The organism is Nonomuraea sp. JJY05 (assembly GCF_043496855.1).
Taxonomy (GTDB): Bacteria; Actinomycetota; Actinomycetes; order Streptosporangiales; family Streptosporangiaceae; genus Nonomuraea.
Map to the genome: position 1 here is coordinate 76,441 of NZ_JBIEIS010000049.1, position 16,884 is coordinate 93,324.

General features: G+C 66.2%; 22 protein-coding genes and 2 pseudogenes. 17 read left to right on the forward strand and 7 right to left on the reverse strand.

From position 1 onward, the window contains the following. Positions 1–966: 966 nt before the first annotated feature. Both ACFKCF_RS50155 and ACFKCF_RS50160 read right to left on the reverse strand, forming a co-directional pair. A complete protein-coding gene (locus ACFKCF_RS50155; RefSeq protein ID WP_394502957.1) occupies positions 967–1,704 on the reverse strand; it encodes an integrase core domain-containing protein in 738 nt (245 codons plus the stop codon). Between the two features lie 184 nt (positions 1,705–1,888). Next, complete coding sequence (locus ACFKCF_RS50160) at positions 1,889–2,248, reverse strand: MerR family transcriptional regulator (protein WP_394502958.1); 360 nt, start codon at positions 2,246–2,248, stop codon at positions 1,889–1,891. 64 nt (positions 2,249–2,312) lie between these two features. On the opposite strand from ACFKCF_RS50160, the gene ACFKCF_RS50165 reads away from it, so the two are divergent. Further along, the gene (locus ACFKCF_RS50165; RefSeq protein ID WP_394502960.1) at positions 2,313–2,642 is read left to right on the forward strand and encodes a putative quinol monooxygenase; all 330 of its coding nucleotides are present in this window, start codon (positions 2,313–2,315) and stop codon (positions 2,640–2,642) included. A gap of 37 nt (positions 2,643–2,679) precedes the next feature. On the opposite strand, the pseudogene ACFKCF_RS50170 reads toward ACFKCF_RS50165, so the two are convergent. Next, positions 2,680–3,470: pseudogene (locus tag ACFKCF_RS50170) on the reverse strand (IS5 family transposase). Between the two features lie 1,214 nt (positions 3,471–4,684). Here ACFKCF_RS50170 and ACFKCF_RS50175 point away from each other — a divergent pair. From ACFKCF_RS50175 to ACFKCF_RS50220, 10 genes are all read left to right on the forward strand, one after another. Next, entirely contained in the window at positions 4,685–5,173 is a 489-nt protein-coding gene (locus tag ACFKCF_RS50175) for an inorganic diphosphatase (protein WP_394502962.1), read from the forward strand. A 255-nt stretch (positions 5,174–5,428) separates the two neighbouring features. Continuing rightward, entirely contained in the window at positions 5,429–5,740 is a 312-nt protein-coding gene (locus ACFKCF_RS50180) for a UBP-type zinc finger domain-containing protein (protein ID WP_364029106.1), read from the forward strand. Between the two features lie 19 nt (positions 5,741–5,759). Beyond that, positions 5,760–6,761 carry an acyl-CoA desaturase gene (locus tag ACFKCF_RS50185; RefSeq protein ID WP_394502964.1) on the forward strand — a complete coding sequence of 334 codons (1,002 nt, stop codon included), beginning with the start codon at positions 5,760–5,762 and terminating at the stop codon, positions 6,759–6,761. 3 nt (positions 6,762–6,764) lie between these two features. Beyond that, complete coding sequence (locus ACFKCF_RS50190; RefSeq protein ID WP_394502966.1) at positions 6,765–7,778, forward strand: TerC/Alx family metal homeostasis membrane protein; 1,014 nt, start codon at positions 6,765–6,767, stop codon at positions 7,776–7,778. A 222-nt stretch (positions 7,779–8,000) separates the two neighbouring features. Then, complete coding sequence (locus tag ACFKCF_RS50195) at positions 8,001–8,159, forward strand: hypothetical protein (RefSeq protein ID WP_394502968.1); 159 nt, start codon at positions 8,001–8,003, stop codon at positions 8,157–8,159. 140 nt (positions 8,160–8,299) lie between these two features. Further along, complete coding sequence (locus ACFKCF_RS50200; protein WP_394502969.1) at positions 8,300–9,271, forward strand: LysR family transcriptional regulator; 972 nt, start codon at positions 8,300–8,302, stop codon at positions 9,269–9,271. A gap of 202 nt (positions 9,272–9,473) precedes the next feature. Further along, positions 9,474–9,758, forward strand: coding sequence for a GlsB/YeaQ/YmgE family stress response membrane protein (locus ACFKCF_RS50205; RefSeq protein ID WP_394502971.1), 285 nt, complete (start codon positions 9,474–9,476; stop codon positions 9,756–9,758). A gap of 61 nt (positions 9,759–9,819) precedes the next feature. Next, positions 9,820–10,155, forward strand: coding sequence for a hypothetical protein (locus tag ACFKCF_RS50210; protein ID WP_394502973.1), 336 nt, complete (start codon positions 9,820–9,822; stop codon positions 10,153–10,155). Between the two features lie 208 nt (positions 10,156–10,363). Further along, on the forward strand, positions 10,364–10,993 hold the full coding sequence (locus tag ACFKCF_RS50215) for a hypothetical protein (protein WP_394502975.1): 630 nt from the start codon (positions 10,364–10,366) through the stop codon (positions 10,991–10,993). Then, positions 10,990–11,250: a hypothetical protein gene (locus tag ACFKCF_RS50220; RefSeq protein ID WP_394502977.1), complete on the forward strand. Its 261-nt coding sequence runs from the start codon at positions 10,990–10,992 to the stop codon at positions 11,248–11,250. The genes ACFKCF_RS50215 and ACFKCF_RS50220 overlap by 4 nt, the downstream gene beginning before the upstream one ends. A 60-nt stretch (positions 11,251–11,310) precedes the next feature. On the opposite strand, the gene ACFKCF_RS50225 is transcribed toward ACFKCF_RS50220, so the two are convergent. The 3 genes and pseudogenes from ACFKCF_RS50225 to ACFKCF_RS50235 all read right to left on the reverse strand — a co-directional run bounded on the left by ACFKCF_RS50225 (position 11,311) and on the right by ACFKCF_RS50235 (position 12,478). Beyond that, entirely contained in the window at positions 11,311–11,796 is a 486-nt protein-coding gene (locus tag ACFKCF_RS50225) for a universal stress protein (RefSeq protein WP_394502987.1), read from the reverse strand. 9 nt (positions 11,797–11,805) lie between these two features. Continuing rightward, positions 11,806–12,223: pseudogene (locus ACFKCF_RS50230) on the reverse strand (universal stress protein); the annotation flags it as partial. A gap of 48 nt (positions 12,224–12,271) precedes the next feature. Next, positions 12,272–12,478 carry a hypothetical protein gene (locus ACFKCF_RS50235; protein ID WP_394502979.1) on the reverse strand — a complete coding sequence of 69 codons (207 nt, stop codon included), beginning with the start codon at positions 12,476–12,478 and terminating at the stop codon, positions 12,272–12,274. Between the two features lie 306 nt (positions 12,479–12,784). On the opposite strand from ACFKCF_RS50235, the gene ACFKCF_RS50240 reads away from it, so the two are divergent. From ACFKCF_RS50240 to ACFKCF_RS50265, 6 genes are all read left to right on the forward strand, one after another. Continuing rightward, positions 12,785–13,324, forward strand: coding sequence for a DUF5994 family protein (locus ACFKCF_RS50240; RefSeq protein ID WP_394502981.1), 540 nt, complete (start codon positions 12,785–12,787; stop codon positions 13,322–13,324). Between the two features lie 369 nt (positions 13,325–13,693). After that, positions 13,694–13,882 carry a hypothetical protein gene (locus ACFKCF_RS50245; protein ID WP_364859755.1) on the forward strand — a complete coding sequence of 63 codons (189 nt, stop codon included), beginning with the start codon at positions 13,694–13,696 and terminating at the stop codon, positions 13,880–13,882. 284 nt (positions 13,883–14,166) lie between these two features. Beyond that, a complete protein-coding gene (locus ACFKCF_RS50250) occupies positions 14,167–14,490 on the forward strand; it encodes a hypothetical protein (RefSeq protein ID WP_394502983.1) in 324 nt (107 codons plus the stop codon). A 294-nt stretch (positions 14,491–14,784) separates the two neighbouring features. Next, the gene (locus tag ACFKCF_RS50255; RefSeq protein ID WP_364037409.1) at positions 14,785–14,916 is read left to right on the forward strand and encodes a hypothetical protein; all 132 of its coding nucleotides are present in this window, start codon (positions 14,785–14,787) and stop codon (positions 14,914–14,916) included. Next, a complete protein-coding gene (locus ACFKCF_RS50260; RefSeq protein WP_360707913.1) occupies positions 14,900–15,166 on the forward strand; it encodes a hypothetical protein in 267 nt (88 codons plus the stop codon). Before ACFKCF_RS50255 ends, ACFKCF_RS50260 begins: the two co-directional genes overlap by 17 nt. 232 nt (positions 15,167–15,398) lie before the next feature. Further along, positions 15,399–15,563: a hypothetical protein gene (locus tag ACFKCF_RS50265; protein ID WP_394502985.1), complete on the forward strand. Its 165-nt coding sequence runs from the start codon at positions 15,399–15,401 to the stop codon at positions 15,561–15,563. Between the two features lie 440 nt (positions 15,564–16,003). Here ACFKCF_RS50265 and ACFKCF_RS50270 read toward each other — a convergent pair whose 3' ends face one another. Continuing rightward, positions 16,004–16,561 carry a hypothetical protein gene (locus ACFKCF_RS50270; RefSeq protein WP_364859742.1) on the reverse strand — a complete coding sequence of 186 codons (558 nt, stop codon included), beginning with the start codon at positions 16,559–16,561 and terminating at the stop codon, positions 16,004–16,006. Between the last annotated feature and the right edge of the window lie 323 nt (positions 16,562–16,884).

The following is a 16,884-nucleotide window of genomic DNA, read 5'->3' on the forward strand; positions in this document are numbered from 1 at the left end:
CCTCCCCCCCCCCCCCCCCCCCCCCCCCCCCCCGCGCTGGCAGGGACGGTTTGCCGTGCTTTAGGGGCCTTTCCGGTTCGGATAGCTGTCAGCACGCCTGCCGAAAATTGCATCCGTGCAGATCAAACGTCATGTGTGCTCCTGGAGGACTCCGCCGGGCCCGGTCTCGTCGCCGTATGTTGAGGTTGGCGAACAGGGCTGGATCGGTGATTGAGTCCGGGGTGGAGCACAGTGGAGTAGCTTGGGCTTGAGCCTGATGGGCTCGCTGCAGATTATAGAAGTGTTCGTACTTGCGTAAGGCCTGCCGCAGGCGGCATTTGTTCCATATGAGGCAGTGGTGGAGGAGTTCGCGGCGACAGGACTGCCCCCCGTACATCGTGCCGACTCGCGCTGGGAGCCGGTCCTCCGCGTGGCGCCACCTGCGATGATCGAATCAGGGGGTCGGCCGTGCTCGGTGCGTGCTCGTACGCCCCGTCACGCGCCGGCAGGACGCGGCACCGCCTGACACGCAAAACGTGTGGAGGCGGCCCGAACTATCATCCAACGGCACTGCGCGACACTAAAGGATCTTGCTTCTAATCCGATGGTCGCAGTGCTCGCAACTCCGATGTCTGCGCTTTCGAGACGAGTTGAGACGAAGCTTGATCTAGACTTTACGTTCGATCGCGTTGGCGACCAATACTTGATTTATCGAAAGCAGTGCGTTGCCGATGATTTGCTGAACATGTACAGAATGCTGTGTCTCGGACTTCGGTAGGGCTCGCGCACGAGTTCTGTGGCCTTCGACTGCCTAATCCGACGGTTGCAGGTTTGAATCCTGCAGGGCGCGTTTTTGATCATGGTCTGACCTGCGGGGATGTGGGATCGGATGCGTTCTAGAATTTTCGTCTAGCGGTTGCATGCTTCGTGCGTGCTCGCGCGCACCCTGTACCGCTCGAATATTGAGTTACGTGGGCTGAGCTGCGGTTAAGCGGCGTGGCGGTATTCGCTGATCATGCTGGCAACTACCGGTTTTCGGCGGATGGATCGCAGGTCGTTGAGGTCGGTCACGTCGTGAGAGGGTTGCGTTGCGATGTCCGGAGGCCGTTGGCGCCGGGACTGGTGCGGCCGGTGCCCGTTGTAGTGGATCAGATACTCCTGGAGCACAAGGGCCAGGTGACGTTCATTGAGGATGAGGATACGGTCCAGGAGTTCGCGGCGCAGGGTGCCGATGACGCGCTCGCAGATGGCGTTCATTCTCGGTGTCCGCGGCATGGTGGTGATGTCCCGCAACCCTTCGGCTGTGAAGACTTCCCTGAAGGCGGAGTTGAAGAGCGGATCGCGATCGTGGATCACGAACCGCAGCCCGGCGATGCGATCACCCAGGTCCATCACGAGGTTGCGGGCCTGCTGCACTGTCCATGCCCCGGTGGGGTGCGCGGTCACACCGGCCAGGTGCAGTCTCCGGGTGCCGTGCTCGATGAAGACCAGCACATACAGCCGTTTGAGCATTATCGTCTCGACCACGAGGAAGTCACACGCGATGATCGCGTGGGCCTGGGCGGCCAGGAACTGCCGCCAGCTCGGCCCCGCCCGGCGAGGTGCCGGATCGATACCCGCCGCGTGCAGGATCTCCCACACCGTGGAGGCCGCGATCGGATAACCCAGGCGGGCCAACTCGCCTTGGATTCTCCTGTGCCCCCAGGTCGGGTTCTCCCGCGCCATCCGAATAATCAGTGCCTTGACTGGTCGGCGGGTGCATGGCCGTCCCGGGCGCCGTCTATCCGTGAAGGTCCACTTAGAACTCCTAACTGAATGATCTTGGGGTGGTATTGATCGTCTGTTCTGTAGGTTGATCACCGGTGTTTGGCGCAGGCTCGGTCACGGCTTCCCGACGCGTAACGGCGGTTTAGACGTGGGTGAGTGCTCGGGCGGAGGCTTCGAGGATGTCGCCCAGAGCGGTGCGGGCTCGGGTGAGGTCGGCTATGCGGGAGTCCAGCTCGACGTACTGGGTTCTGAGGTGGTCGAGAACGCAGGCCTGGAGCTCGGTGCCGTCGCCGACGAAGCAGGGCATGAGCTCGCGGATGACCTTGGTAGGGAGCCCGGCGGCGAGCAGGGTGCGGATGCGCGCGACGGTGGCGGGGGCCTCGGGACCGTAATGGCGGTGACCGCCTTCGCTGCGGTGGGAGGTGAGCAGCCCCTGGGCCTCGTAGTAGCGGAGGAGACGTACGGTCACGCCCGTTTCGCGGGACAGCTCCCCGATCTTCATGTGACCCACCTCATAGGGCAGTGGCTTGAATCTAACACCGATGTCACATCCTAACGTTGATCCCATGACGACGACTTCGACTGCACCAGCGCCCGTTTCGCTCTACGGATTCCTGACCCCCAAGCCCGGACACGCCGACGAGTTCAGGAAGCTCCTGATGGACCTCGTCGAGCCGTCTCGAGGGCACGAGGGCAACCTTCAATACCACCTCCACGAGCAGGAGGACGGCCGATTCTTCCTCTACGAGGTCTGGCGTTCGCAGGAGGACCTCGACCGGCACAACGCGACCCCACTGCTGCGCGTCTTCATGGACGAACTGCCCGAGCACATCGAAGGAGCGCCCGAGGCATACTTCGGCGCGATGAGGAGTCCCTATCCGGCCATCGTGGTCTGACCAGGCTCGCAGCAGACTCGAAAGGTTCCTGACGGAGTCAGAGTTTGGTCAGTCGGCGCCAGCAGATGATGCCGCAGGCCAGGCTGAGGAAGGCTTCGTGGATGTCGTCGCGGATCTCCCAGCGGATGCGCAGCCGGCGAAACCAGTGCAACAGCGCGAAGCTTTGCTCGACCACCCACCGATGCACGCCCAGTCCCGAGCCGTGCTTGATGCCACGCCGGGCGATGACCGGAGTGATCCCGGCAGCTCGGACCTGCTAGCGGTACTTGTCGTGGTCATAGCCGCGGTCGGCGTAGATCGCATCCGGCCGCCGGCGTGGTCGTCCTCGCCCGCCGCGTACCGGCGGGATGGCCTCGATCAGAGGCATGAGCTGGGTGACGTCGTTACGGTTCCCGCCGGTCAGCGACACCGCCAGTGGAATGCCGTGCCCTTCGGTGATCAGATGGTGTTTCGAGCCTGTTCGGGCACGGTCGACCGGGCTCGGACCAGTTTTGGGCCGCCTTTGAGGGCGCGTATGTGCGAGCCGTCGATCACCGCCTTGGACCAGTCCAGCGCGCCGGCGGCGTGCAGTTCGGCCAGCAACGACTCGTGCAGACGCTGCCAGACTCCCGCCTGGTGCCAGTCGCGCAGGCGCCGCCAGCAGGTCATGCCGGAGCCGAAGCCCAGCTCCTGGGGCAAGAACTCCCACGCGATGCCGGTGTAGAGCACGAACAGGATGCCCGACAGGACCTTCCGGTCGTCCAGACGCTTGCGGCCGGGGTGATCGGCGCGGCGTAGCACAACCGGCAACAACGGCTCGATCCGCGCCCATAACTCGTCGGGCACGATCCACGGTGGCTGCTCGCCCTTCCTCACGCGCTGATCAACCCCCAGACAATCAGCGCTGTTCCTAGATCATTCTGTTAGGAGTTCTAAGCCGTCCGCACGAACCATTGTGCTCGTCGGCGGCGACAATGGTCCGTGCGTGGCGTGGCCGTGCTCGATTACCTCGGCGTCGCCCCGATGGCGCCTGCTCTGGCATCGAGGATGACCTCAGAGCGGTAGTCGCCGAGTACGAACTCGACCTTCTCGCCGCCGGTCGGGCTAGGCTCCAGGGCGCGGGTAGCCCCTCTGGCCCTGTAGACCTTCGGGCGGCCGGTGTACTGCAGGCCGCCGTCCGCCCGGATCAGTGACGCCGCCCCCGGAACCGCTCCAGAAGACGCCGAGCCTTCTGCTGGTTGCGGGGGTCACGGGCCATTCGTTTCGCCTTTTCCATGTTCGCTCTGCCTTTGGGGCTGCGCAGATACGTGCGTACCCGGTCTATGAGTGTGGCCATACGCATCCCCCTACCCAGCGCGCTCTATCCAAAGCCGGAAGCGGTCACCGATCCGCGACGCAAATGTTCGCCCTGCCTTACATCCAGGTGGCGGAGTTCGGAGTATGGCGCTGCGGCGATGGGCAGGACCGCCGCCGTGCTCGTACGCCCCGGAACGCCCCGGCATGATCTGGCACTGCCGGACATGAGAAGCGCCGCCGGTGCAAACTATCATCAAAGGACACCGTCCGTCACTTAATGATCTTGCTTCTAATCCGACGGTCGCAGGTTCGAATCCTGCAGGGCGCGCAGATCGGGTAGGCAATCTGTGTTCTGACCTGCGGTAACGCTGGCTGCCGCGTGCGGCATATCATGGAAGCACTCGGTGGTGTCCACCGAGCCGCTTCTATCGAGTGGCGGCTCCGCCACACCGGCCAATGGGTCCTGTCCTCATGATGAGGGGGAATGCCCTGTGTGCGTGATGTTCCAGCCGAGCGAGCAACGTTTTGATCGCCCTTGTCGGCTGCCCTGGTATGGGCATGGCAACGGCTGTCCGCGGACGCCTGGAGCGAACTGGTCGACGTACCCGAGAAAACGGTGGATGAGCGGCTGACGGCGCTGCTCGATGCGGGAATCGCCGCTTGGGTGGCATATCGCCACGCCCTGTGCCCTGTCGGGTGTAGGGCGACCTGAATGCACGCTCTGCCGAGGACGTGGCCAACCGGGAGCTGCGGCACAGGAGGTTGTGATGCGCTTCGATGTGATCGTGGAGACACCGCGGGGGTCGCGCAACAAGTACGAGATGGACCAGGCCAAACAGCGGATCAGGCTCGACCGGCTGCTGTTCACCGCCACTGCCTATCCCTACGACTACGGGTTCGTGCCCGGGACACTGGCAGAGGATGACGATCCGCTGGATGCGCTGGTGCTGGGCGAGGTGCCGACCTTTCCCGGATGTGTGATCAGCGTGCGTCCGGTGGCGGTGTTCTGGATGCATGACGAGCACGGACCCGATGCGAAGATTCTCTGCGTGCCCGCCAACGACAGCCGCTACGTCCACATCCAAGATTTGCTGGACGTGGATGTCCATGTGCTCGGCGAGATCGGTCACTTCTTCGACGTCTACAAGGACCTTGATCCGGGCAAGGGCACCGACACCCGGGGCTGGGAAACACGTGCCCATGCAGAGGACGTGATCAAGCGTGCCGCCCGCCAGGCCGCACGAGGTCCGGCCTGACAGGGCGGTCTGTGACTGCCGCCGCCTTCGACGGAGGACCCACCGAAACCCTGATCCTGGTCCACCGTTGGCGGAGATCTGTCGAGACGTGGGATCCAGCCGGATACGGCGCTTCGCGACGCGCCGACAGGCTCGCTATCGCCGCAGGTGATGAGGCTAGCTGGGATTGTGTGTTTCCGCCGGCTGGCCGATCGCCTTGACTGGTGGGTGACCAGTCGGCGCAGCTTGCGTCGCTGTCACCGTGAGGGGGTCGTCATGACCCTGGATGCACGAGGAACGAACGCCACCGCCCGCACCGGCCTGAACGGTCAGGCCCCGCGCTGCGATCACATCAACCAACTCCCGACTGCGGAGTACGGAGTACCCGAATGCAAGGCATGTCTGGCCCTCGGCCAGACATGGACGCGCCTGCTGGTGTGCCTGACCTGCGGGTGGGTCGCCTGTTCCGACGATTCGCGGGGCGGCCACGCCAAGGCTCACTACCGGGAAACCGACCACCCGGTGGTCGCTGCCCTGGAAGCACGGTCGACCTGGCGCTGGTGCTATGTGCACCGGCGGACCGTATAGACGAGACGAAAGAGCCTTCATGAGCATTTCTGAACAGCCGGTGAAAGATCGGCAGGACTACGACGGCGCATCGCCGTTCCCCGGGGCGGAGGAGCACCCTCCGGTCGGCCGAGCCCAGATGGTGCTGACGGCGGCGATCGTCGTGCTGCCGTTCATCGCGCTCGGCGCCGCGGTCTTCCTGGCGTGGGGGCACGGGGTCGTGCTCACCGATCTGCTGCTGGCCGCGGCCTTCTACGTGGTGACCGGGCTGGGGGTGACGGTCGGGTTCCATCGTTTGCTCACCCATGCCTCCTTCACCGCACGGCCATGGCTGCGCGTGGCGTTGGCGGTCGCCGGGTCGATGGGCTTCCAGGGCAACGTCATCGACTGGGTGGCCGTCCACCGCCGCCACCACGCCTTCACCGACCAGCCCGGCGACCCGCACTCTCCCTACCGGTACGGCACCGGCCTGCGCGGGCAGCTTCGGGGGCTTGCCCACGCCCACCTGGGCTGGCTGTTCACCGACGATCAAACGCCGGCCGAGCGCTACGCTCCGGACCTGCTGGCCGATCCGGCCATGACCCGGGTGGTGCGCGCCTTCCCCGCGCTGTGCGCGCTGTCGCTGACGCTGCCGTTCCTGGCCGGCTGGGCGATCAGCGGCACCCTGCACGGCGCTCTGACCGCCTTCCTGTGGGCGGGACTGATCCGCATCGCACTGCTGCAGCACGTCACCTGGAGCGTCAACTCCCTGTGCCACGTCATCGGCAGCCGGCCCTTCAAGACCCGCCGCCACGACCGATCCACCAACCTGTGGCCGCTGGCCCTGCTGTCCTTCGGCGAAAGCTGGCACAACGGCCACCACAGCGAGCCCAGCTGTGCCCGCCACGGCCTCGACCGCGGCCAGATCGACGCGTCCGCCGAAGTGATCCGCCTGTTCGAACGGCTCGGCTGGGCCGGCAACGTGCACTGGCCCGACCACGACCGCCTCCAACGCCGCCGCGCCGCCCCGCCATCACAAGCCCGCGCCCCAGCCGGAGACTGACCGATGCCCCTTTCGGTGTCGCTGTCGGCATGGCTGCTCACCGGTGTCGCGGTAGCTGTGGTAATCGTCATCGATCTTGTGGCCGGGCGAGGCCGCCGCCCCAGCCCTCTGCAGGCCGGGGTGTGGGTGGGTGTCTATCTCATCCTGGCCGTCGCCTTCGGCGTCGGATTGGGACTGGTCGCCGGTGTGGATTCGGCGGTGCAGTTCTTCGCCGGCTACCTCACCGAATACAGCCTGTCTGTCGACAACCTGTTCGTCTTCGGGGTTGTCATGGCGGCCTTTGCCGTGCCGGCCGCGCAGCAGGCCCGGGTGCTGCTCATCGGCATCGCCGCCGCGCTCGTCCTGCGCGGGTTGTTCATCCTGGCCGGAGCCGCCGCCATCGACCGCTTCTCCGCCACCTTCTATCTGTTCGGGGCCTTGTTGATCTTCGCCGCGGTGCAGCTCGTCCGCCATCGCGGAGTTCAGCCCGACATCGCCCGCAATCCGGTGTTGCGCCTGGTGGCTCGGACACTGCCCACCACCCCTGACTACCACGGCACCGCATGGATGATCCGGGTGGCAGGGCGGCGACTGCTGACCCCGATGGCGATGGTCATCGTAGCCATTGCGCTGTGCGACGTGATGTTCGCATTGGACTCCATTCCAGCCATCTTCGGCCTGACCCAGGAGCCCTACTTGGTCTTCACTGCCAACGCCTTCGCCCTGATGGGGCTGCGCCAGCTGTACTTCCTGCTCGGCGGCCTGCTCGACCGGCTGGTCTACCTCTCACATGGGCTGGCGCTCGTCCTGGCCTTCATCGGGGTCAAACTCATCGCCCAAGCCGCCCACGACACCTTCCCACAGATCCCGCAGATCCCAGTGTGGCTGTCTCTGACGGTGATCCTCACTGTTCTGGCCGCGACCACGATCGCCAGCCTGGCCGCGTCCCGGCACACGAGAACGCAAGACGCAAACAACTCGGCGTCCGGCACCACGCCGCCCGCGCAGCCCGTACCGCCAGGAGGGAAGACACACTGAGCTTGCGGCGCTCCGGTGCCGCCCGCTCGCTCATCGCTTCCAGTGATAACCCAACCGGTGATTGCTCGTTTCCTCGCTGAGGGCCGGCGAGGACATTGGAACTCCAAGCCGCCTGACCGTGGTGAATGTCAGCCGGCACAAGGTCATGGCTGATGACGAAGACGGATCAACGAGGTCCGCCTCCGGGCCCATGTCCGAGCTGAGCGGTGAAAGGAGAACGCGATGAGTCTGCGTTGGGAGATCGACAACAAGGTACAGGCTCTCAAACGCCGGGCCAGGTGGCGCTTTCGCAGCCAGCGTCACCACGCGGGCAAGACCGATCGGGCCATGGACAATCCAAAGCAGTCCGGCGGGAAGGTCAAGGACACCCCCAAGCACTGATCCCCTCTTCGGCAGGGGCTGGATACCTCAGCCCGGCGAGCAGCGCCAACGCTCCTGTCAGGGGGCCACACTCCACGAGGCACCTAGAGTGGTGGAAGACGGCCCGGATCGGCGCCGCCCAGCAGAAAGGGGTGGCGGGCATGGAGTTGCGCCAGTTGCGCTATTTCGTGACGCTGGCCGAAGAGTTGCATTTCGGCCGGGCGGCGGCTCGCGAGCACATCGTGCAGTCCGCGCTGAGCCAGCAGATCCAGCGGCTGGAGCGCGAGCTGGGAGTGCGACTGCTGGATCGCAGCACCCACCACGTCGATCTGACCCCGGCGGGCGCCGCTTTCCTCATTGAGGCGCGCCAGATCCTCGACCACGTGGGCCGGTCCGGGCAGGTCGCGCGCAACGCCGTGGCGTCAGCGCCCACGCTGCGTGTCGGCATCATCGACGCCGGCTACGACTCCATGCCGCAGATCCTGCGAGAACTCCAGCGCGGCCATCCCGACATCACGATTCATCAGGTCGAAGCGGGCACCCCAGAGCAGTACCGGCAGCTGGCCGACGGCCGCCTGGACATCGCCATCGGACCTGCTTCCCAGACCCAGGCCGAGGTGGCGTCCAAGCTGATCCGACTTGATCCGCTCGGCGTGCTGGTGCCCGACGACCACGGCTTCGCCGACATGAACGGCGTGCCCGTCGCCGCCCTCGCCGACGAACTCCTGCTGCTCGGCGAGGAATCCCAGACGCCGGAGCTCAACCAGTTCGTCATCGAGCTGTGCCGTTCGGCCGGGTTCGCGCCGACCATCTACGAGGGAACCGTCGAGAGCACCCGCGCCGCCGCCGACCTCGTACTCCAGCGCCGCTGCGTGCACTGCGTCCCCTCCTCGTTCCGCTCCTCCAACCGGCCGGGGACCACCTGGCGGCCCCTGATCGAACCTGCCATGCACTACCCCTGGTCACTGTTGTGGCACGATGCCAACCCCTCTCCCCATATCGCCACCGTCATCAACAGCGCCCGACAACTCGCCGAGCGGCTCGGCTGGCTGGACCCCGTCGCCCCGCCCACCGGACCAACGCCCAGCGAAGACGCCCCGACAGTCACCAGCCACGGCGACGAGCCTGCCTGATGCACAGGCTCCGCACGTGGTGTGATCGGTTCTGGAGATGGATCCTTCCCGGATCGCCTGTTTCCGTGCGGCACGCGTGGGTGTCGACTCAAGGTGAATGACTCCGACCGCCGGCGATCACGCGGCGGCCGGCCCCCTGCTTCGACCGGTCCGGAAAACCGATCCCATGCAGACATCGATGCACCGCCAAAGGAGTTCGGCCATGGGCATCATCGCTTGGATCATCCTCGGACTGGTCGCCGGGGTGGTGGCCAGAATGCTGGTCCCCGGCAAGGACCCGCAAGGATTGATCGTCACTTTCGTGCTTGGCATCGCCGGGGCACTGCTGGGTGGCCTCGTGGCCACCCAGGTGTTGCACGTCGCCGGCATCCAGGGCTTCTTCGACCTGTCCACCTGGCTCTGCGCCATCGTTGGCGCGGCAGTCCTGCTGGGCGGCTACCACCTGATCATCGGCCGGCGTTCGGATCGCCGGGCCGGCCGCCCATGACCCCGCCCAGCACCGCCGGGGAGTTCACGCATCCCTTCTGCCGCGGCAGAAGGGATGCGTGATGGCCATCGCCGGAGCCGTCGCGGTCATCACGGTCGGCGCCCTCCTCATCTTCGCCCTGGCGGACGGTTCGGTGGGCGGCCTGGACCTGCGCGTCGCGGGTGTCATCCTGGTGCTCGGCGGTGCCCTCGGGCTCCTGCTGCTCCTGCTGCTCCGCACCAGGTCACGCTGGCCCCAGTCGACCGCTCGCAGCCTTCAGGACGTCATCGACGACCGACCGCCACCCAGCCCGGCAGATCCCGGCTATGACACCAGGCAACGCCGCCTCCTCCAGCCTCCCGGCTACGACGCCAGACAACGACGCAGCCGCAGGCCTCCCGGCAACCGCCGACCCTGACCAGCGCCGGACGGTTAGCCGGGCGTAACGACTGAAAGGCAGCGAGCGTCCCACCGGTCCTCGCAAGGCCGGGTGCGCCGCTGTCGTCCGTACGCGGGAGTAGACATCTTCCCGGCCTCGCCGGCGAAGGGCCGACCCGAGCTCAACCCCTGCTCTCACCTTCCCGCTCTCGGCCCGAGGCGAGGGCCATCTTCTCCTGGAGGCAGACATGCCCACCATGACCACAATCATCGCCATCGCTGTGGTGGCGATCCTGGTCACCGCCATCGGCTTCGTCATGGTGCAGCAGCGCTGGCAACGCATTCGCCAGTACATCAGCCCCAAGCACGAACCCGCCATGAACGAAAGCGACAACCGAGGCGGGGCCGAGCAGGAACTGCGCGCCCGGCAGGGGCGGGCGGCCACTCTCGACATCAAGCCACTCACCCCCCAGTCACAGCGGACCTACGCCGAATGCTGGACAGCGATCCAGAAGCAGTTCGCCGACGGTCCAGGCCCTGCGGTAATAGAGGCTGATCGGCTCGTCACGGCCGCCATGGCCGAGCGCGGATATCCCACCGAAGGCTTCGAACAGCAGCAATCAGAATGGGCGGCGGTGCACGACCGCATGCTCCACCGCTACCGCCAGGCCCACGAGATCAGCGGGTGTGTCGCCCAGGGCAAGGCATCCACCGAGGACGTGCGGCAGGCCATGGTGCACTACGACGTTCTGTTCCAGGAACTCCTCGACAGCGCTGAGGAACACCACCGCCCCCAGCCCGCCGACCGCACCCGCGACGACCGACCGACAACCCAGGGCGACGCCCGAAACGGCTCGCGAAAAGGTGACGCGACATGAGCACGCACCACGACGATGAACGCCCCGACGAATCCGCCGACCTGCCACCGCTCCCGCCCAAGCCCGCCTTGAAGCACGACAACGACGGCAAGGTCCCGCTGCCGCCGCTCCCGCCTGAGTCCGTGCTGAGGCGCGGCAACGACGGCAAGAGCAGGCGGCCACCACCGTCCGACAAGCTCGTTTTCGGCCTTGCGGTCCAGCCCGACGCGCCGACGGTGCTGTCCGAGCCTCTGCTCAAGAGCGATCCTGCCGGCTGAGCCGCCCAGACGGCCGTCGGCCGGGGTTTCACATCTCCGGGCCGGGGAGAGCAGAACGCCTCATGGCCGCACCACCGCGACGGAGCTGCGCGCGTGGTACAGAACGCCGAGGGTTACGGATCCAAGCATCACGGTGCCGATCGCCCCCCGGCCCTGGGAGCCGACGACGACCAGGTCCGCCTGAGCGGAAACGCCGGCGAGGGCGTCGACAGGGTGGGCGCGCCGGACGTCCTCGACCACCTGAACCTGCGGATATTGCTGCCGCCATCCCAGGAGGATGCCGGCCGCGATCCGGCACCGGGCGGCGTGGATCTCGTCCAGATCATGGGCGCTTTCGGGGATGTGGGCATGCGCCGGCGGCTGCCACGCGTAGACGGCGCGCAGCGTGCTCGCGCGCAGCAGTGCCTGCTCGAAAGCGTAGGCGAGGGCGGGTTCGCCTGCGGGATAGTCGTCGAGCCCGATGACGATCTCCCCGTAGGCGGTGTCGGGGTCGGAGCGGACGACGACCACCGGGCCGTGCGCGTGCCCTGCTACGTGTGTGCTCACCGAGCCCAGTACGGCCCCAGGGAAGCCGCCCAGGCCTCTGCCGCCGATCACGATCTCGCCGGCGTTGCCGGCTTGGCCGCGTAACACCGTTGCTGCGGCGCCCTGAAACAGCTCGCTGGTGATATCGATGCCACGCTGTCGTTTGCGCGCGACCACCTCGGCGTCGGCCAGAACGCTCTCCGCGCTGAGGGCGACGGCATCATCCGGGCCCGGGTTGGAGAACTTCGCGATCTCGTACTGCGAGCGGTCCACGGCATGGACGATGCACAGCCGGGCCATCGCGCGCGGCGTCGTCGGCCGCCCACTCGACGGCCGCGGTCGCAGCGGCCGAACCGTCGGTGCCCACCACGATGACACGATTCACGGCCCCTCCCAATTTTTGCCAGCTATTTGCCCGTTGCTCGATCCCGGAAATGTGTCGGCCCATGGAGGCCGGCAATTGAGCGCCTGCCGTCGATGTCGTCGGCGGCCGTGGTCAGCGCTTGAAAATACCTTTGGTCCTTCCGTTGCGCTGCTTCAGATTATTTTCGGGTCGGCTGGCCAGACCTTTCGATTCCAGTTGCTGGTTTCCGGTGGCACGGCCGAAATAGAGCATGATCCAGCCCTTGACGAGCCGCGTTGTGGTCTTGATCTTCCTTGTCAGGCTCACCATGCTTCCCTTCAGTGGCTCTCGGGCGTCCATCTCGAAGAAACCATGGAGCCCGAGCCGGGCACGATGCCCGGTCGGCGTTTTACGACCGCAACGCGGCCTGAACCCAAGGGTGCTCTTCTGGACGAGAACGGGAAACAGGCAATCGCCGACCTGGTTATCACAGCGATCGATAACCAGCCGATTCTTCCGGTGGCGGCTTTATGCCTTTCCTTGCCTCGTGGAAGGAGGTAAAATAACAATACCGAGGACATTTCGTGCGTTGGCATACGGGTTGGCGTCGCCCGCGGCGATAGACCGCTTTCGGCCCTTCTTGAGGGCTTGAACAGGCCAGGCAACATGATGACACTCCAGTCTCCGTTCACACCGCCAAGTGCCGGTGCCGCGACCCAGTCCGCACTCCGGCTCAGCCTGAATCCCGTCCTGGACCGGAGAGGCACCGTCGACGGGGCATGGTGGCCTCACACCCGCGACGCCGACGCCGAACTCCCCGCCCTCATCTCCGCCGTCGACCGACGGCTCAACAGAGCCGTCCTGCGTGTCGGGCTGTATCTGGACGCATGGGATCACATACCGCGCCGCATCCCGGCCCGTGGCCGTCAGGTCAGAGTGGGCTGGTTCCGCAGCGCCGACCCGCACCTGATCACCTTGAGCATCGCGGGCACCGCGCCCATCACTCTGCTGGTCATCCCGCCCGACACGGCGAACGGCCCGGCCATGGCCGCGCTCACGCGTGCCGCCGCAGACACGGTCGGCATCCGTCCCAGCGACATCCTCCACCCCGCCGTTCCAGACGAGGGCCTGCCCGGCCAGGATGGCTCAGCCTCCTGGGAGAACGAGGGCGGCCGCGTCGCCGATCTCGTGCCCGCCGCCACTTGACCCTGCGCCAAGCCAGCGTTCCCGGCAGTCACCGATTCTCGATGAAGGCGGACATGGTCCGACCGCGACGCTGGGGACCTTTCATCTGCGCGGAGAACAAGCAGGACCTGATCGTTCGTCCAGTCCGGCACGGTGACATGGGTGATCGACGGGGCTACCCGCTGAGTGAGATCCCCTCGGTCATCCCATCCGCAATACAGGCCACGCCGAGGAAAAGGCGTCGGCGGCGTGTGAGACGCACCACGGCAGAGGTCGTGCGTCCGACGCTGACAAAGATCCGACGCTGACGAAGAGAAGAACGACCATGAGCTCGACAACTCCGCTGACCACGCGAGCCCCACCACCGAGGAGTGGCTGTACCCGATTCGGGTGCACGCCCAGCAGGACGGCTCCCTGTCACGCTGGCTGTGGCTGGTGAAATGGCTGCTGATCGTGCCACACGCGCTGATACTGATCCCCTTGTGGATCGCCTTCTGCCTGCTCAGCCTCGTCGCACTGGTCGCGATCGTGATCACCGGCCAGTACCCCTGCCACTGTTCGACCTCATCCTCGGCCTGAACCGCTGGGGGCTGCGGGTCGCCGGCTACGCAGCCCTGATGACCGACCGATGCCCACCCTTCCGCCTCGATCTCGGCGGAGACGACTCCGGCGCCGCCACCCCGAGCAGAGGACCCGCCGTTCGCACCGGCTCGACTGCCCCAACGGCGTCAGGTGAATGCGATCTGCGCCAGACCTTGTGTTCCCAGGCTGAGAATGCTCCTCCGATGCTCGGGGGCGTCAGCCACAATCTGAGAGCGAGACGCACCATGAGTAGCGCCCGCAGCACCGAAGACCATGACGTCATGGAGCCCGCCGAGCCGGATGAGACCGACAAACGGCCCGATCATGCGGCCAACGCGCAGTGGCTCAAGGACAACCCGGCCGCCATGCCACAGGTGGGCGCCGGCCGCTGGGCGGTATACGACCGTGCCGGCCACCTGCGCGGCCACCTCGTCGGCGACGGCCCGACCCGCGATACCCGCTTCAAGGCGATCACCGTGACGAGCGAGTCGACGCCTCCTATCGACGCGCCGGGGGGCTACGGCATCACCCTGCACGATGCCGGGGCGCACCTCCTCGACGCCGGCGTGGGTGGTAGGCAGCTCGATGCGGGAGCGGGTGACTGAGCGCCACCCCTGGGCGCGAATTCCCGCATCCTCACGCATCAGTGCACTGTTCGAGGAGTCTTGCCAGGCCATGATCCCACTTGACGGATGGTGCTTCTCCCGCGATGGGGCAGGCGTGGCTTCGGCGGCAGGGTCGTCGGCTTGGCTCGTTTGTGTCTCAGGCTAGCTCGTGATTATCGGGTCGCTTCCTCGGCACGGCATCGTGCCTGGCCGGAGTGATAGGGCGCCCCGTGGCTCGAACCTGGAAGCCACGGGTGAAATCGACGGCTCCAGATTGAGATTCGCACGGAGGAGATGGGCGAGGCGCTGTTTGATCTTCTCGGCTACTGCCTGCCCGAAGAGAGTGCTTCATCACTGGGCATGCCGGATGAGCTCGCGCAGAAAGTGATCATAGGTCACCATGGCCAGTATGAGCGACGACGATGACGCGCGTGCCGAACTGGAGGAATGGAGCGAGTTCATCGGCCGGATCCGTTACGACGGTCCACGCCCTGGTGATGCCGGTGACGAGCGGTTGGCCGATGAGGCGGTGGCCAACGAGTTCTCCGGCTGGGGTCGACTCGACGGCTCTCCCGAGATGAACAACCTGGTCTGCCGTGCCTTGGAGATCGGCTACCTGCGGGCTCTGCAGGACGTTCGCGAGCAACGGATAGCCGGGCTGGGGCCCACAGACTGACATCGGTAGGAAAAGGCGCGGTTCACTCTGATCCAGCACGGGATCGTCGAACTCGACCGCGGGTAGCGTGATTGCTACGACTTCCTTATCTCAGGTTGATCATGCTGGGCAGGTATTCCGTGCGGAGTCTGGCGAAAGGAGTCGGCCGTGCCGGAGAATGTCGCACTGATCATTCGATTCCGCCTGGTGGGCGGTGACGACATCTCCGTGATTCGACGGGGAGCCCGAGACGGTGGCGGCGATCGCTCGTGCTGCGGACGAGCGGCGCAGCCTGGTGTTGATGCGGGCGAGATATGGCCGTGAGACCGACGTGAACGGCGTGATCATCAATCTCGCCAACGTGGTGTCGGCGCGTGTGTCGAAGACAGACAGCGCCGAGGCGGGCCAGTACTTGTAGCGGCATGCGTGTCTTGCCCGGTCTCCCACCCGTAGTGGCGGCCACCGACACAAACCAAGGGGTGGCCGGTTCGGATCACAAACGCGCCCCTCGCTTGGAGAGGTCGACGTGCTCCAGGCCGAACTCGCGAGCGGGGTGGGCGAAATGAGCCGCCTAGCCGCTGATATCGGCGTGCGAGATGTGGTTCGGCCTGGTCAGTGCTGTCCGAGACCAGGCCGCAGGTTGGCGAATCCGCCGGTACGTGTCTCCGGTCGGCGGTCGCGGCAGTTATTGATGCGCGTTGCCTCGGCGAGTTGGTCTTCCAAGATGATGATCCGGCAGGAGGCGTCCGCAGATATGCCCTGGTCTACAGGTTCCCAGGTCTGGGCCTTCAGACGCAGCTACCGACCAAGGGTTGGAAGCCGGGGCTATGGCCGCTTCGCGTATCGGCTCGATGTGGGCTAGTAGCGGTGGGGTCCGACGTGCCCCTCGAACAGTAGGCACGGCGTCGGCTCGTCCCCGTAGGGAGAGCGCGGGTCGGGGTGAGGGTCGGCGCGTTCGGCCGGGCACGGCGGCAGCGTGACGAGTTCGCGGGCGCGGACGTCCCAGCGGATCCAGACGAACCGATCCGGCCCGGGCAGCACCTGGACGTGCGCCGCGTGGCCGCCCGGGTGGCCGGGTTGCAGCTCGCACCCGTAGACGGCCTTGCGCTCGCGTCCGCCGCCCTCAGCCAGTGGGGCCCACTCGGCGTCGGTGAGCACGTTGTAGTGCGGGCAGTCCTGCTCACCGGCGTGCCGTTGCAGGCCGGTGGCCAGCGCGGCCGCCAGCCCCGCCGCGGTGAAAACCTGATGCACGGCATTGTGGACCCGCTCGACGTCGTCGTCGCTCAGCTCCGCCGCACCGAGCTGGTCAGCCAGCAGCCGCACGTGGGTGGCGAAGTGCCGGCAGGCGTCGACCAGCGCAGTCACCGGAGTCACCGCATCGTGCGGCGGGTCGGCCATCGCGTCTTGGTGCGTCACAATGGACACGCTACGCCGCCCTCGGGTCATGCGCACGGCGGCGGGCGATGCCGCCAGAGCGTGTGGAGGCTGCACGATGCCGGATTGCAGATAGCAAGCCAACCGGTGGGGTCGTAACCAACCTTCCGGGACCGGGTTTCCGGTTGATGCGGGCTGGTTGCTAGCGGTCTAGCGACCTGGTCAGGGCGCATTTGGGGCCGCTAGCTTGATCTTTAACCTGTGCGTCGAGGACGTGGGTTCGTGGATTTCCTCGTCATCGGTTTCCGGGCCGGGGTCTTCGTAGTGATCAGACCGGTGGCAGTGTAGACATCGTGACGTGGGGC

Coding starts and splice junctions, on each gene's coding strand:
- ACFKCF_RS50155 (WP_394502957.1), bottom strand. CDS start 1,704: ATGGCGCGGGAGAACCCGACCTGGGGGCACAGGAGAATCCAAGGCGAG.
- ACFKCF_RS50160 (WP_394502958.1), bottom strand. CDS start 2,248: ATGAAGATCGGGGAGCTGTCCCGCGAAACGGGCGTGACCGTACGTCTC.
- ACFKCF_RS50165 (WP_394502960.1), top strand. CDS start 2,313: ATGACGACGACTTCGACTGCACCAGCGCCCGTTTCGCTCTACGGATTC.
- ACFKCF_RS50175 (WP_394502962.1), top strand. CDS start 4,685: ATGCGCTTCGATGTGATCGTGGAGACACCGCGGGGGTCGCGCAACAAG.
- ACFKCF_RS50180 (WP_364029106.1), top strand. CDS start 5,429: ATGACCCTGGATGCACGAGGAACGAACGCCACCGCCCGCACCGGCCTG.
- ACFKCF_RS50185 (WP_394502964.1), top strand. CDS start 5,760: ATGAGCATTTCTGAACAGCCGGTGAAAGATCGGCAGGACTACGACGGC.
- ACFKCF_RS50190 (WP_394502966.1), top strand. CDS start 6,765: ATGCCCCTTTCGGTGTCGCTGTCGGCATGGCTGCTCACCGGTGTCGCG.
- ACFKCF_RS50195 (WP_394502968.1), top strand. CDS start 8,001: ATGAGTCTGCGTTGGGAGATCGACAACAAGGTACAGGCTCTCAAACGC.
- ACFKCF_RS50200 (WP_394502969.1), top strand. CDS start 8,300: ATGGAGTTGCGCCAGTTGCGCTATTTCGTGACGCTGGCCGAAGAGTTG.
- ACFKCF_RS50205 (WP_394502971.1), top strand. CDS start 9,474: ATGGGCATCATCGCTTGGATCATCCTCGGACTGGTCGCCGGGGTGGTG.
- ACFKCF_RS50210 (WP_394502973.1), top strand. CDS start 9,820: ATGGCCATCGCCGGAGCCGTCGCGGTCATCACGGTCGGCGCCCTCCTC.
- ACFKCF_RS50215 (WP_394502975.1), top strand. CDS start 10,364: ATGCCCACCATGACCACAATCATCGCCATCGCTGTGGTGGCGATCCTG.
- ACFKCF_RS50220 (WP_394502977.1), top strand. CDS start 10,990: ATGAGCACGCACCACGACGATGAACGCCCCGACGAATCCGCCGACCTG.
- ACFKCF_RS50235 (WP_394502979.1), bottom strand. CDS start 12,478: ATGGACGCCCGAGAGCCACTGAAGGGAAGCATGGTGAGCCTGACAAGG.
- ACFKCF_RS50240 (WP_394502981.1), top strand. CDS start 12,785: ATGATGACACTCCAGTCTCCGTTCACACCGCCAAGTGCCGGTGCCGCG.
- ACFKCF_RS50250 (WP_394502983.1), top strand. CDS start 14,167: ATGGAGCCCGCCGAGCCGGATGAGACCGACAAACGGCCCGATCATGCG.
- ACFKCF_RS50255 (WP_364037409.1), top strand. CDS start 14,785: ATGGGCGAGGCGCTGTTTGATCTTCTCGGCTACTGCCTGCCCGAAGAG.
- ACFKCF_RS50260 (WP_360707913.1), top strand. CDS start 14,900: ATGAGCGACGACGATGACGCGCGTGCCGAACTGGAGGAATGGAGCGAG.